Source organism: Streptomyces sp. NBC_01006 (assembly GCF_045162725.1).
Taxonomy (GTDB): Bacteria; Actinomycetota; Actinomycetes; order Streptomycetales; family Streptomycetaceae; genus Streptomyces.
Genome location: NZ_CP108700.1, coordinates 1,358,225 through 1,371,401, shown reverse-complemented (window position 1 = coordinate 1,371,401; position 13,177 = coordinate 1,358,225). Strand labels below are relative to the sequence as shown.

The window sequence follows — 13,177 nt, the reverse complement described above, 5'->3', positions numbered from 1 at the left end:
ACCCCTCATTAAATTCTGCTATGCGGATCTATGCTTCCGTGAAGCGGAAAAAGAGGAGAGTGCACGATGGGTCAGCAGGAGAAGGTGGCGACGAGCCTCGCAGGCGCGGTCAGCGAGGGGATCAGCGCCTCCCTCGCGCCGGTGGACGCGGAGCTCGCGCGCCACTACCCGGGCGACCCCGGCACCCGCCAGCCCATCCACACGGTCTACGTCCCCGGTGACGTCTTCGCCGCCGACACCATCCGCTCCTGGGGCGACCAGGCCCTCGCCGCCCTCGACGAGCACGCCCCGGACGCCGCCACCTTCGCCAAGGTCCTCGGCATCTCCGACGAGCTCGCCGTACCGGTCTACGACCGGGTCCGCGCCAAGCTGCAGCGCGAGCCCATCGAGGACCTCCGCGTCGACTTCGAGGACGGCTTCGGCGTCCGCTCCGACGACGAGGAGGACCAGGCGGCCGCCCGCGCCGCCCGCCTCGTCTCCGAAGCCTTCTCCAACGGCACGAACGCCCCGTACATGGGCATCCGCATGAAGTGCATGGAGTCCAACGTCCGCGACCGCGGCATCCGCACCACCGACATCTTCCTGTCCGGGCTGCTGGAGCACGGCGGGCTGCCCGAGGGCCTCGTCCTGACCCTCCCGAAGGTCACGTACGCCGAGCAGGTCAGCGCCTTCGTCAAGCTGCTGGAGGCCTTCGAGACCGCCCGCGGCCTGCGCCCGGGCCGGATCGGCTTCGAGATCCAGATCGAGACCAGCCAGTCGATCGTCGCCTCCGACGGCACCGCCACCGTGGCCCGGATGATCGAGGCCTCCAAGGGCCGCGCCACCGGCCTGCACTACGGCACCTTCGACTACAGCGCCTGCGTCGGGGTCTCCGCCGCGTACCAGTCGAGCGACCACCCCGCCGCCGACCACGCCAAGGCAATCATGCAGGTCGCGGCCGCCGGCACCGGCGTACGCGTCTCCGACGGCTCCACGAACGTCCTGCCGATCGGCAGCACCGAGCACGTCCACGAGGCGTGGAAGCTGCACTACGGCCTCACCCGCCGGGCCCTGGCCCGCGCGTACTACCAGGGCTGGGACATGCACCCGGGCCACCTGCCGACCCGCTACGCGGCGGTGTTCACCTTCTACCGCGAGGGCCTCGAAGCCGCTGCCGCGCGGCTGAAGGCGTACGTCGCGAAGATCGAGGGCGACGTGATGGACGAGCCCGCCACGGCCAAGGCCCTGGCCGGCTACCTGGTCCGCGGCCTGGACTGCGGCGCGGTGGGTGCGGAGGAGGTCACCGCCCTGACCGGCCTGACCCGCGCCGAGCTGGACGCGTTCGCGATCCCGCGCCGCTCGGCGACGCTGACGGCGACCGCCTGATCCGCCGTTTGATGGACGAGGCCCGGTCCGGGGACGCCCCGGCCGGGCCTCGCGGCGTGTCATGGCGCGCTTTACGGCGGGCCGATGATCCTGCGGTTCAGGGTTCCGTCCCGGCCCGCGGTGACGAGCAGGCTCCCGTCGGGGGAGAAGGCCACGGCGTTGACGGCCTCGGCGTGGCCTTCGAGCGGACCGCCCACGGGCCGGCCAGCCGACGGGTCCCACAACCGGACCCGGCCGTCCTCGCCGGCCGAGGCCAGCAGGCGCCCGTCCGGCGAGAACGCCACTTCGTACACCGCCGAGGAGTGGCCGGTCAGCGGCTCGCCGATCTGCCCGCCGCCGTTCGGCTCCCACAGCCGCACGGTGGCGTCAGCTCCCGCAGTGGCCGGGACGGTTCCGTCCGGTGAGAACGCCGCCGACCACACCGTGCCCTGGTGGCCGAGCGAGAGGCCGTCGAAGCGCAGCCGTGGGCCGGCAGCCCACCACTGCACCCGGCCGTCCGCGCCGGAGCTGACCAGACGCCTCCCGTCCGGGGCGAAGGCGATTCCCACGACCTCGTTGACGTGGGCCTGCGGGGACTCGCCGAGGCGTTTTCCCGAGGCCTTCCAGAGCGCCAGAGTCCAGTCCGCGCTCCCCGTGGCGAGGAGTCGGCCGTCGGGCGAGAACGCCAGACACCAGGGCAGGACGGTGCCCTCGACCAGGGGTGGTCCGATGGGGAGACGCGTGACCGGGTCCCACACCTGTACGGATCCCGCACCGGTGGTCGCAGCGACGAGGCGGCCGTCGGGGGAGCAGGCCACCCTGACGAGGGCGGCTCCGGCCTGCACGGGCGGCAGTCGGACCGGCTGCCGTTCTCCCGGCGCGGAGGCCAGGGCCTTGGCGGCGAGCGGTGTCGTACGGGGTGTGGCGGCCCGTTCGTACAGCAGGACCGTCTCGTCGGAGGACGAGGTGGCCAGGAGCCGTCCGGTCGCCGAGAAGGCGATGTCCTCGACCCGGCCGGCGTGGTCGCTCAGCGGCGGGCCGACGGACAGGCCGGTCGTCGTGTCCCACAGGCGAGGTGCCCGACGAGGCGGTGCCGGAGGGCGTACGGGGCCGGGCGGGTGGGCGGACCGGCGGGCGGGCCGACGGGCTGGTCGGGGTCCGGTCGGGCGGTGGGCTCGGGGGCCGGTCCGGCCGTCGGATCGGCCACCGGTTCAGGATGCCGTGGTGTCCGGGCCCGGTCGGCCGGGCCGAGGGAGTCGGCGGGCTGGTGGGGCTCGGCGGGGGCGCGGGGTCCGGTGGCCGATTCCCCAAGGGACTCCCGTACCGCTTCCGCGCCCTCGGTGGCGCTCTGCGCGGCGCGGGCCGCACGGGCACGGGAGTGCCCGGAGGACTGCAGCGCGGCAAGTTCCCGCCAGCGCCGACGCCAGGCATCGAGTTCGGGTGCCGTGTGGGAGGGGACGGCGGTCGGACGGCCGTATTCGTCGTAGGACAGCAGGACCCGGACCAGCGCCATGAAGGTGTCCAACCGGACGAGCCGCTTGCCGTTGAAGATGTCGCTCTGGGTGGCCACCGCCAGCCGGATCTGCGTCATGGATCCGGTCGCGCGCGCTCCCAGATCGCGGTCCGAGGGCATGCCCCGTTCGATCCGTAATCGCGTCAGATCACCGGCGAGCGCGGCGAGTCCCTCCTCGAAGGTCGTGAAGGTGCCGTGCGGCTGCGGCGCGATGTCCCCCATGTCCCCCCCTCGGCCATGTGTGGCCGCCCAGGTTAGAACGCCGCGGGCGGAACAGTCCGGAACTTTCCCGAACAGCTCGGAACGGGGGGCGCGTTCCGCCGAACACCAGTGTCGTTCAGGGGGTTTCCGGGGCGATCGGCTCGGACCGGGTTCGTTCCGTACGTGCCTGCCGGCGGCCCGGCCGGGGGTGCAATCGAGCCATGACCACTCCACGTGAGACGCAGCAGCCGTTCCTGTCCCTGCACACCGCCGTCGTGCTCGTCAGCGCCCTGCTGATCGGCGGCGTGGTCGGCGGGCTGAGCTTCCTGGGCGGCGTTCCCGTCGCCCTGTCCGTACTCGCCGGGCTCACCGCCGCCGGCGGGGCCGTACCCGTACTGCGCGGGCTGATCTTCTGAAGCGAACCCCTTATGCGGCCGGGGGGATTTCGCCCGAGCCGCGGGGGATCAGCCGGGTCGGGAGTTCGATGCGGGCCGGGTCGAGGGCGGCGCCCGCGAGGCGCTGGAACAGGCGGTCCGTGGCCACCCGGCCCAGGGCCGCCGGGTCCTGGGCCACCACCGTCACCCCGGGCCGCAGCAGGTCGGCCAGCTCGAAGTCGTCGAAGCCGACCAGGGCCACCGGCACCGGGTGCTCGGCCAGGACCCGTACCAGCGTCACTGTCACCCGGTTGTTCCCGGCGAAAACCGCCGTGACGGGGTCGGGGCCCGTCAGCATCGCGCGGGCCGCCTCCCGGACGCGGTCCGGGGAGGTCGAGCCGAGGGAGACGCAGGACTCCGCCACCGGCAGGCCCGCGTCCGCCATCGCCGCGCGGTAGCCGCGCAGGCGCTCCGTCGCAGTGTGGATGTGCGGGTGGTCCCCGATGAAGCCGATCCGGCGGTGGCCGCCCCCGATCAGGTGCGCGACGCCCGCGCGGGCACCGCCGAAGCTGTCCGACAGCACCACGTCCGCGTCGATCCGGCCCGCCGGCCGGTCCACGAACACCGTGGCCACCCCCGCCCGGATCTCCGGCTCCAGGTAGCGGTGGTCGTCCCCGGCCGGGATCACGATCAGCCCGTCCACCCGGCGCGCGCACAGCGCCAGCGCCAACTCCCGCTCCCGGTCGGGGTCCTCGGCGCTGGACCCGTTGATGAGCAGCGCCCCGTGGGCCCGGGCCACTTCCTCCACGGCCCGGTTCAGCGGTCCGTAGAAGGGGTCCGCGAGATCCTCCAGGACCAGCCCGACGGTGGCCGTACGCCCCTTGCGCAACACGCGGGCGCTGTCGTTGCGGCGGAAACCGAGCGCGTCGATGGCCTCCTGGACCCGCCGCACGGTGTCCGGGGTGACCCCCGCCTCGCCGTTGACCACACGCGAGACCGTCTTGAGGCCCACGCCCGCGCGGGACGCCACGTCCTTCATGGTCGGCCGGTTGCCGTAGCGGGGGTCGGACGGGCGGCGGGTCTGCGGCACGGGACGGAAACCTCCGGAGGTGGCGGGGTGGGCGGGTCTGGGATCCGATCTTTCCGACCTTGAGGATAAGCACTGGGCCGGGGAGTGGGTTTCCGTGGCAGGGTGATGCGGGCAAGCCACTGGGGGCTCCGGACGAGCCATGGGGAGAGGGGTAGACGTGATTGTCTGGATCAACGGCACATTCGGCGCCGGGAAGACCAGCACGGCCCGCGAACTGACCGGGATCCTGCCGGACAGCACCCTGTACGACCCGGAGCTCGTCGGCGACTCACTACGCCAACTGCTGCCGCGCAAACGCCTCGCGGAGGTCTCCGACTACCAGGACCTGCCGAGCTGGCGGCGCCTGGTGGTGGACACGGCCGCCGCGATGCTCGCGGAGCTGGGCGGGGTGCTGGTGGTGCCGATGACGCTGCTGCGGCAGGAGTACCGGGACGAGATCTTCGGCGGGCTGGCGGCGCGCCGGATTCCGGTGCGGCATGTGCTGCTCGCCCCGGAGGAAACGATCCTGCGCGAGCGGATCGCGACGCGGGAGGAGCCGGGGGACCCCGCCGACGTGGACGTGAGGGTGCGTCAGTGGGCGTACGACCACATCCCCGCCTACCAGCAGGCGCTGGGCGGCTGGCTGGCGGCGGACGCGCACGTCATCGACAACGGCGCCCTGAGCGTGCGGCAGACGGCGGAGCGGATAGCCGAAGCCGTACGCACGGACGCGGCCCGGGTCTGCGACATCGTGCAGACGCCGGAGCCGACCCGGGAGACGGTGGCGGCCGGGGTGCTGCTGTTCGACGACGAGGACCGGGTGCTGTTGGTCGATCCGACGTACAAGCCGGGCTGGGAGTTCCCGGGCGGGGTCGTGGAGGCGGGCGAGGCGCCGGGCGGCGCGGGCGTGCGGGAGGTCGCGGAGGAACTGGGCCTGAGGCTGGACGCCGTACCGGGGCTGCTGGTCGTGGACTGGGAGCCGCCGGTGCCTCCGGCGTACGGGGGACTGCGGCTGCTGTTCGACGGTGGCCGGCTCTCACCCGCCGCCGCGGCGGGGCTCCGGCTTCCGGGTCCGGAGCTGCGGGCGTGGCGGTTCGTCACGGAGGAGGAGGCGGCGGGCCTGCTCCCACCGGTCCGCTACGAGCGCCTCCGCTGGGCCCTGCGGGCCCGCGAGCGCGGCCGCCCCCTCTACCTGGAGGCCGGCCGCCCCACGCCGTGACCCCTAGAGCGTGTCCGCGGCTGCGCTGAGGGTGGCCGCCGCGGACTCGGTGAGCGGGTCGCCGTGGCCGAAGCAGGCCACCGACGGGGACAGCGCCGCCAGGCTCCGGAACGAGGCCTGGGCCCCCGCGCGGTCCACGTTGAACACGCCCAGCATCACCCGGTCCACCCCCGCGATGCAGTCGCCCGCGAACAGCACTCCGTGGCGCGGCAGATGGATGCCGATGCTGCCCGGCGTGTGGCCCGGGGCGTGGACCACCACCGCTCCGCCGCCGAACGGGAGCACCTCCCCGTCCTCGACCTCCCGGTCGACCCGCGTCGGCGGCGCCGGCGGCACCGTCAGGCCGTGCGCGTACAGCGGGAGTTCCCAGTCCATCAGCACCGGCTCCGGGACCGGGAGCTCGCCCCGGATCACCGGGGCGTCCAGCCGGTGCGCCAGCACCTGCGCACCCCAGCGCCCGGCGAGTTCCTCCGCGGCGCCGACGTGGTCGCGGTGGCAGTGGGTCAGGACGATCCGCTCCAGCCGCTCCGGGCTCAGCCCCAGGGAGCGGACGGCCTCCTCGATCGCCGCCGCGGCGCCGACGTGGCCGGAGTCGATCAGGGTCAGGGCCTCACCGTCGCGCCACAGGTACGCCTGGCCGATCGGGAAACGGAGCATGTGGAGCCGCTGCGGGAGTACTTCGACAAGATCCATGCCCCGAACGTACGTCCGTGTCCGTCCGTCGGCTCCGCTCCCGGCCGGCCTTTCACCGGGAGCGGAGTTCGCCCGTAGCGCAGCCCGACAGGCCGACCGGTCCTCAGGTCAGCCGCGCTTGGACTCCGCGTAGTTGACCAGGAACAGGGCCTCCGCGACCGACAGCCGCTCCAGCTCCTCCGGCGAGACGCTCTCGTTCACCGCGTGGATCTGCGCCTCGGGCTCGCTCAGCCCGATCAGCAGCATCTCCGCCTCCGGGTAGAGCGAGTTCAGCGTGTTGCACAGCGGAATCGATCCGCCCATACCGCTGATCTGCATCTCCTGGCCCGGGTAGGCCTCCTGCAGGGCCGCCTTCATCGACGCGTACGCCGGGCTGTCGGTGTCCGCCCGGAACGGCTGGCCCTGGCCGACGACTTCGAGTTCGAGGCGCGCCTGCCACGGGGTGTGCGCCACCAGGTGGGCCTCCAGCAGCTTGACGGCGTCGGCCGTGTCCACGCCCGGCGGCACGCGCAGGCTGATCAGCGCGCCGGCGCTCGCGTGCACCGAGGGGGTGGCGCCGACGACCGGCGGGCAGTCGATGCCGAGCACGGTGACGGCCGGGCGGGCCCACAGCCGGTCCGCGATGGTGCCCTCGCCGATCAGCCCGACCCCGTCCAGCACCTTCGCGTCGGCGCGGAAGTCCGCCTCCGGGTACTGCAGGCCCTCCCAGGCGGCGTCCGAGGCCAGGCCGTCGACGGTCGTCGAACCGTCCGCGGCGCGCAGCGAGTCCAGCAGCCGGATCAGCGCGGCCAGCGCGTCGGGCGCGGCGCCGCCGAACATGCCGGAGTGCAGGTTGCCGCCGAGGGTGTCGATCTTCACCTTGATCAGGCACATGCCGCGCAGGGTGGCCGTGACCGTCGGCAGGCCGAGCCGGAAGTTGCCCGTGTCGCCGATGACGATCGTGTCGGCGGTCAGCAGCTCCGGGTGCGCCTCGGCGTACTGCTGGAGGCCGCCGGTGCCCTGCTCCTCCGAGCCCTCGACGATCACCTTCACGCTCACCGGCACCCCGCCGTTGGCCTTCAGCGCGCGCAGCGCCAGCAGGTGCATGACGAACCCGCCCTTGCAGTCCGCGGCGCCGCGCCCGTACCAGCGGCCGTCGCGCTCGGTCAGCTCGAAGGCGGGGGAGATCCAGGCGGCGTCGTCCAGCGGCGGCTGCACGTCGTAGTGCGCGTACAGGAGGACGGTCGGCGCACCCTCCGGGCCGGGCAGAAGGCCGTACACCGACTGGGTGCCGTCCGGGGTGTCGAGGAGCGCCACATCCTGGAAGCCCTCGGCGCGCAGCGCGTCGGCCACCCAGTTGGCCGCGCCCTCGCTCTCGCTCTGCGGGAACTGCGCCCAGTCCGCCACCGACTGGAAGGCCACCAGCTCGCTCAGCTCCTGCTTGGCGCGGGGCATCAGCGAGGCGATGGTCTCGGCGATCGGATTCTGGGACATGGGCACGCTCCTCTTGGGTGCGACGTTGTGTAGGTGTACGCCGTGTACGCGTACGCCGGGTATGTGTACTCGGCGGTACGTGTACGCCGCCCGCATCCGCGTGGTGGGCGTATGCCGGGTACGGCGAAAGACAGTCCCGATCCTCGCACAGCAGGACGGGCCGGACTCGCGCCGTAGGATTTGGCTGCATCGGAGCAACCGCATGATCAGGAGCAGCAGCACATCGTGAGCAGCGACGACAGCACCGTCGGGGGACCCGACTCAGCAGCAGGGCAGGCCGCTCAGGGGGCGGAGGACGGGGTGGCCGAGGTGCCCGGGGGCACCGGTGAGGTATGGGACGTGGTCGTGGTCGGGGCCGGGCCGGCCGGCGCCTCGGCCGCGTTCGCGGCGGCGAAGGCCGGGCGGCGCGTACTGCTGCTGGAGAAGGCCGAGCTGCCCCGGTACAAGACGTGCGGCGGCGGGATCATCGGCCCTTCGCGCGACGCCCTCCCGCCCGGGTTCGTCCTGCCCCTCCAGGACCGCATCCACGCGGTCACCTTCTCGCTGAACGGGAAGCTGACCCGGACCCGCCGTTCGCGGCAGATGCTCTTCGGCCTCGTCAACCGGCCGGAGTTCGACGCGGCGCTGGTCGCCGAGGCCGAGAAGGCCGGCGCCACCGTCCGTACGGGTACGGCCGTCACGCGGGTCGAGCAGCACGGGGCGGCGGTGCCCGACCGGCGCACGGTCGCCGTGGTCCTCGCCGACGGGGAGACCGTCCTGGCGCGCGCGGTGGTCGGCGCGGACGGCAGTGCGAGCCGGATCGGCGCGCACGTGGGCGTCGAGATGGAGCAGGTGGACCTCGGCCTGGAGGCGGAGATCCCGGTTCCGGAGACGGTCGCGGAGGACTGGAAGGGGCGGGTGCTCCTCGACTGGGGCCCGCTGCCCGGCAGTTACGGCTGGGTCTTCCCCAAGGGCGACACCCTGACCGTCGGGGTCATCTCGGCGAAGGGCGAGGGGGCCGCGACCAAGCGGTACCTGGAGGACTTCATCGCCCGGCTCGGACTCGCCGGTTTCGAACCCGCCATCTCGTCCGGGCACCTGACCCGTTGCCGCAAGCCCGAATCGCCGCTGTCGCGGGGCCGGGTCCTGGTCGCGGGCGACGCGGCCGGACTGCTGGAGCCGTGGACCCGCGAGGGGATCTCCTTCGCGCTGCGCTCGGGCCGGCTGGCCGGGGAGTGGGCGGTGAAGATCTCCGAGGCGCAGGACGCGGTGGACGCGCGCCGCCAGGCCCTGAACTACGCGTTCGCGGTCAAGGCCGGACTGGGCGTGGAGATGGGCGTCGGCAAGCGGATGCTGACCGCCTTCGAGGCCCGGCCGGGGCTGATGCACGCGGCGATCACCGGCTTCCGGCCGGCGTGGCTGGCCTTCGCCCGCATCACCCGGGGTGCGACGACGCTGCCGGACCTGGTGCGGACGTATCCGATCGCCCGCAAGGCGCTGCACATCCTGGACGGCAAGCAGGCGCGGAACCGGGCCGAGGGTCCGGAGCAGGGACAAGGCCAGGGCCAGGGCCAGGAGACGGAGAAGGCTTAAAGCGCCGGCCCGGGCCCTTCCTGGCCGGGGTGCGGACGAGGGTGGCGGTCTTGCCGGGTGTGCGGGCAAGGCCGCCGCTGTTTTTGGGCGGGGCGGGGCACAGCGTGGGGTGCGCCGTGTTCCGTGTGCGTCAGTTCGACACGGTGATGCGGAAGACCGGGTGGTCGCCGGCGGTGGCCTGGAGCTCCGCGTCGGTGGACCGGGCGGTGACGCCCTGGAAGAACCGGTTGACCTCCCAGCCCCACTTCTCCAGGTAGGCGCGCAGCACGGCGGCCTTCTGCACCGGATCGGTGATCTCGGTGACCGTGAAGGTACGCACCTTGCGGCCCACGCGCAGCTCACCGCCGCCCGCCACCCGCATGTTGCGGACCCACTGGGAGTGGCCGCGCGCCGACACCAGGTACTTCTCGCCCTCGTACGTGTGCGGGTTGACGGGGATCCGCTGCATCTGGCCGGACTTGCGGCCGCGCACCGACAGCTCGGCGGTGCCGGCCAGGCTGATGCCGAGCCGGGCCAGCTTCCCGAAGAGGGAGTTGAAGCGGGTGGCGAGCGGGCTGGCCTGGACGTAGTACGGGGTGGGCGCGTTCATGGCTTGCTCCGGGGGCATTGGGAGAGCGGTGCTCTCGCTTGAGATCAGTGTGCACGGATTGCTGCCCCAAAGCAAGAGCACTGCTCTCTGAATGAAGCGGCGCTCTGATTTTTGGGCAGTGCTCTGCCTTCTGGCACACTGCTCGTATGAGTACCGTGCGCGGGGCCCGGGAGCGGGCCCGTATCGAGGTCACCGCCGCCATCAAGGACGAGGCGCGCCGCATGCTCGCCGCCGAGGGTGCCGCCAAGCTCTCGCTGCGCGCCGTGGCCCGCGAGCTGGGCATGGTCTCCTCGGCCCTCTACCGCTACTTCCCGAGCCGCGATGAGCTCCTCACCGCCCTCATCGTCGACGCCTACGACAGCGTCGGCGCCGCCGCCGAGGAGGCCGACGCCCGCGCCCGCGCCGCAGGCGCCGCCCCCCGCGAGCGCTGGACGGCCGTCTGCGAGGCCGTCCGCGCCTGGGCCCTGGACCACCCGCACGAGTACTCCCTGATCTACGGCTCCCCGGTCCCCGGCTACAGCGCCCCCATGGACACGGTCGCCCCCGCCTCCCGCGTCGGCAACACCCTCATCGGCATCGTCCGGGCCGCCCACGCCGGGCGCGGCCTCGCGCTGCCGCCGCTGCCCGCCGCCCTGCGCCCCGAGGCCGTACGGATGACCGCGGACTTCGCCGAAGGGCTGCCCCCGGAGGTCACCGCCGCCCTGGTCGCGGCCTGGGCGCAGTTGGTCGGCCTCATCTCCTTCGAGCTGTTCGGCCAGTTCAACCGGGTCGTCGAGGACCGAGCCACGTTCTTCACCCACGCCGCGGGCCAACTGGCCCACGGGGTCGGGCTGCCCGCCGTATGACGGCCCGGGTGCCCATCCGTACGACTGTCTGTGCGGCCGCCCGTGTGGCCGCGTGATGCGCGTGATTCACATGATGAGGTGACAGATCGCTTGTCTGTTCCTCGCATCAATACGAGTGGTTCGGCTTTCGCCGAACGGGCGCCCGTCTAGTGTTCGTCGGGTCGTGCTCCTGCCCCCGCCCCTTGTCGGAGGAACAGTCATGGCCCGCGCCGTGAAGGCCCTGTACGCCGTCCTGGTCACCTCCTTACTGGCCGCCCCGGCGCCCGCCGTGCCCGCCTCGGCCGGCACGGTGGCCGAGGACGCCGTCCCGGCCCCGAGACCCCGGGCAGCCGGCGTGCGGGGCCTGGAGATCGGCGTCCCCGCGTACGCATGGGCCGGGGACCGCATGCTCGGCGACCTCGTCGCCACCGCGCCCGCCGCGTCCGTGGTCGTCCTCAACCCGGGCAACGGCGACACCCCCTTCGACGCCCGCTGGCAGGCCCGCGCCGACGTCCTGCGGGCCGGGACCACCGCCACCGGGGAGAAGACGAAGGTCCTCGGCTACGTCCACACGGACCACGGCAACCGCGACATCGCCGCCGTCAAGGCCTCCGTCGACAACTACCTCAAGACCCGCGACGGCCGACTCCACGTGGACGGCATCTTCTTCGACGTCGTCAGCCGCGACTGCGGCCCCGGTAACGCCACCCGCGACCACTACGCGCAGCTGCGCGAGTACGTGCAGGACACCATGGACGCCGCGGACCCCACGGCCGCCGAGCTGGTGGTCGACAACCCCGGCACCGCCATCGCCGACTGCTACCTGGAGCCCGGCCACCGCACCGCGGACGTTTTCGTCACCTTCGAGGACACGTACGCCGCGTACACGGGAAGCGGTTGGCTCGGAGGGAACGTTTTCGCAGACTCGGGCGGCTACCGCGCCGGTACGGAACTCGACCCGACCGGCACCGCGTTCTGGCACCTCGTCCACGCCGTCCCGGACGCCACCGCCATGCGCACCACGCTCCGCACGGCCTTCGACCGCGGCGCCGGATACGCCTACGCGACCGGCACGCGGATGCCCAACCCCTGGGATGAGTCGCCGAGTTGGAAATACCGAACCCAGACGCTGTACGCCGCCACCCTGGGCTGACGGACGAGGCGGTCGGCGGCGGCCGGAGCGCCAGAGGTCAGCGGCCGTCGTTCTCCGGGCGGCGGGCGAAGCGCCACAGGACGTGGGTGATCCGCAACAGGAACACCGCCCCGGCCAGGACCCCGGCCGCCACCGTGAGCACCGCGTCGGCGGTGGGGGAGACGTCGAAGACCAGGGCGGGGCCGTACACCGCCCCGAAGACGAGCGCGGCCGCGAAGCATCCGCTGACGAACGCGTAGCCGATCTCTATCGTGATCGCGTCGCGATCCTCCTGCGTCCGTCGCCCCATCCACGCAGTGTCACATCCCGTACCGCACCGTCACAAGAGTGCCTTGAGGCTGCTTCGACCGCCCGCGCGGCGCCCCCAGCTCCCGCCCCGCCCCACCCCTGGAGTCCGTCAGCCGATCCCGGCCGCCTCGGCCCACTGCCGCGCCAGCGACTCGTCCCCGGTCACCCCGGGTCCCATCAGCGGAAGGCGGTTCCACAGCGCCGCGTACAGCCACGACGCCGTCCCGATCACCTCGCAGTCCGCCGGGTCGCCCGTGTCGCCCGACACCGTGCGGGGCGGCTCCGGCGACAGGTGCAGGGTCCACACCGCGCCCGTGTCGGCGGCGCGGACCCGCATCACCCGCGGCTCCTGCGTCCGCATCCGGCTGCGCGGCCGCGCGTGGAAGCCGGTCAGCAGCTCGTCCACCCCGTCCTCAGCGAACTCAGGTGCCACCGGCGCGTAGACCACGCCGAGCGCCGCCTCCGCGTCCATCCGGTGCACGGCCGTCTCGTGCGCCTGTCGGCGCGCCCAGAAGGCCAGCGGTGACGGCGCGGCCGTCGGCAGGAAGGTCCAGCACTGCACGTCGGCCGGAGCCTCGGTCAGCGTCCGCACCAGGGCCTCGTGACCCTCCCGGTACCAGGCCAGCAACTCGGCGCCGACCAGCTCCGGGGCGTCCGGGAACGGGCCCGGCTCCACGACCGCGTCCCTGACGTACCCGGCGGCCCACCGGTGCACCGCGCCCGTGTGCCGCACCAGATCGGCGACCCGCCACCCGGGACAGGTGGGCACGGGGGCCTCCGTACCCGCCCGCTCGGCCGTGTCGGCGAGCAACTCGCCTTCCTGCGCAAGCGTCTCCACGTACTCCGAGATCTTCATGCGGGCAGT

General features: G+C 73.1%; 14 protein-coding genes. 6 read left to right on the top strand and 8 right to left on the bottom strand.

Annotation, left to right across the window (positions count from 1 at the left end):
- Positions 1–66: 66 nt before the first annotated feature.
- Positions 67–1,365: a DUF6986 family protein gene (locus tag OG509_RS06105; RefSeq protein WP_406180766.1), complete on the top strand. Its 1,299-nt coding sequence runs from the start codon at positions 67–69 to the stop codon at positions 1,363–1,365.
- Positions 1,366–1,436: 71 nt separating this feature from the next.
- On the opposite strand, the gene OG509_RS06100 is transcribed toward OG509_RS06105, so the two are convergent.
- On the bottom strand, positions 1,437–2,189 hold the full coding sequence (locus OG509_RS06100; RefSeq protein ID WP_406180764.1) for a WD40 repeat domain-containing protein: 753 nt from the start codon (positions 2,187–2,189) through the stop codon (positions 1,437–1,439).
- 182 nt (positions 2,190–2,371) lie between these two features.
- Positions 2,372–3,079, bottom strand: a complete 708-nt coding sequence (locus tag OG509_RS06095) for a hypothetical protein (RefSeq protein ID WP_406180762.1) — start codon at positions 3,077–3,079, stop codon at positions 2,372–2,374.
- A 200-nt stretch (positions 3,080–3,279) separates the two neighbouring features.
- Between OG509_RS06095 and OG509_RS06090 the strand changes: the two genes are divergently transcribed.
- Positions 3,280–3,474, top strand: coding sequence for a hypothetical protein (locus OG509_RS06090; protein WP_406180761.1), 195 nt, complete (start codon positions 3,280–3,282; stop codon positions 3,472–3,474).
- 10 nt (positions 3,475–3,484) lie between these two features.
- Here OG509_RS06090 and OG509_RS06085 read toward each other — a convergent pair whose 3' ends face one another.
- A complete protein-coding gene (locus tag OG509_RS06085; protein ID WP_406187482.1) occupies positions 3,485–4,471 on the bottom strand; it encodes a LacI family DNA-binding transcriptional regulator in 987 nt (328 codons plus the stop codon).
- A 208-nt stretch (positions 4,472–4,679) separates the two neighbouring features.
- Here OG509_RS06085 and OG509_RS06080 point away from each other — a divergent pair, with 208 nt between their 5' ends.
- A complete protein-coding gene (locus OG509_RS06080; protein ID WP_406180760.1) occupies positions 4,680–5,720 on the top strand; it encodes an NUDIX domain-containing protein in 1,041 nt (346 codons plus the stop codon).
- 3 nt (positions 5,721–5,723) lie between these two features.
- Here the strand turns inward: OG509_RS06080 and OG509_RS06075 are convergent, their stop codons facing one another.
- A complete protein-coding gene (locus OG509_RS06075) occupies positions 5,724–6,413 on the bottom strand; it encodes an MBL fold metallo-hydrolase (RefSeq protein WP_406180758.1) in 690 nt (229 codons plus the stop codon).
- Between the two features lie 108 nt (positions 6,414–6,521).
- The gene (locus OG509_RS06070) at positions 6,522–7,886 is read right to left on the bottom strand and encodes a dipeptidase (protein WP_406180757.1); all 1,365 of its coding nucleotides are present in this window, start codon (positions 7,884–7,886) and stop codon (positions 6,522–6,524) included.
- A 300-nt stretch (positions 7,887–8,186) separates the two neighbouring features.
- Here OG509_RS06070 and OG509_RS06065 point away from each other — a divergent pair, with 300 nt between their 5' ends.
- A complete protein-coding gene (locus OG509_RS06065) occupies positions 8,187–9,458 on the top strand; it encodes a geranylgeranyl reductase family protein (protein ID WP_406187481.1) in 1,272 nt (423 codons plus the stop codon).
- 130 nt (positions 9,459–9,588) lie between these two features.
- Here OG509_RS06065 and OG509_RS06060 read toward each other — a convergent pair whose 3' ends face one another.
- Positions 9,589–10,047 (bottom strand): nitroreductase/quinone reductase family protein, encoded by a 459-nt coding sequence (locus OG509_RS06060; protein WP_406180756.1) that lies wholly within the window; start codon positions 10,045–10,047, stop codon positions 9,589–9,591.
- 146 nt (positions 10,048–10,193) lie between these two features.
- Between OG509_RS06060 and OG509_RS06055 the strand changes: the two genes are divergently transcribed.
- Both OG509_RS06055 and OG509_RS06050 read left to right on the top strand, forming a co-directional pair.
- Positions 10,194–10,892, top strand: a complete 699-nt coding sequence (locus OG509_RS06055; RefSeq protein WP_406180755.1) for a TetR/AcrR family transcriptional regulator — start codon at positions 10,194–10,196, stop codon at positions 10,890–10,892.
- Positions 10,893–11,091: 199 nt separating this feature from the next.
- Complete coding sequence (locus tag OG509_RS06050) at positions 11,092–12,024, top strand: spherulation-specific family 4 protein (protein ID WP_406180753.1); 933 nt, start codon at positions 11,092–11,094, stop codon at positions 12,022–12,024.
- Positions 12,025–12,061: 37 nt separating this feature from the next.
- Here the strand turns inward: OG509_RS06050 and OG509_RS06045 are convergent, their stop codons facing one another.
- Positions 12,062–12,313 carry a DUF6332 family protein gene (locus tag OG509_RS06045; protein WP_406180752.1) on the bottom strand — a complete coding sequence of 84 codons (252 nt, stop codon included), beginning with the start codon at positions 12,311–12,313 and terminating at the stop codon, positions 12,062–12,064.
- A gap of 108 nt (positions 12,314–12,421) precedes the next feature.
- On the bottom strand, positions 12,422–13,168 hold the full coding sequence (locus OG509_RS06040; protein WP_406180750.1) for a maleylpyruvate isomerase family mycothiol-dependent enzyme: 747 nt from the start codon (positions 13,166–13,168) through the stop codon (positions 12,422–12,424).
- Between the last annotated feature and the right edge of the window lie 9 nt (positions 13,169–13,177).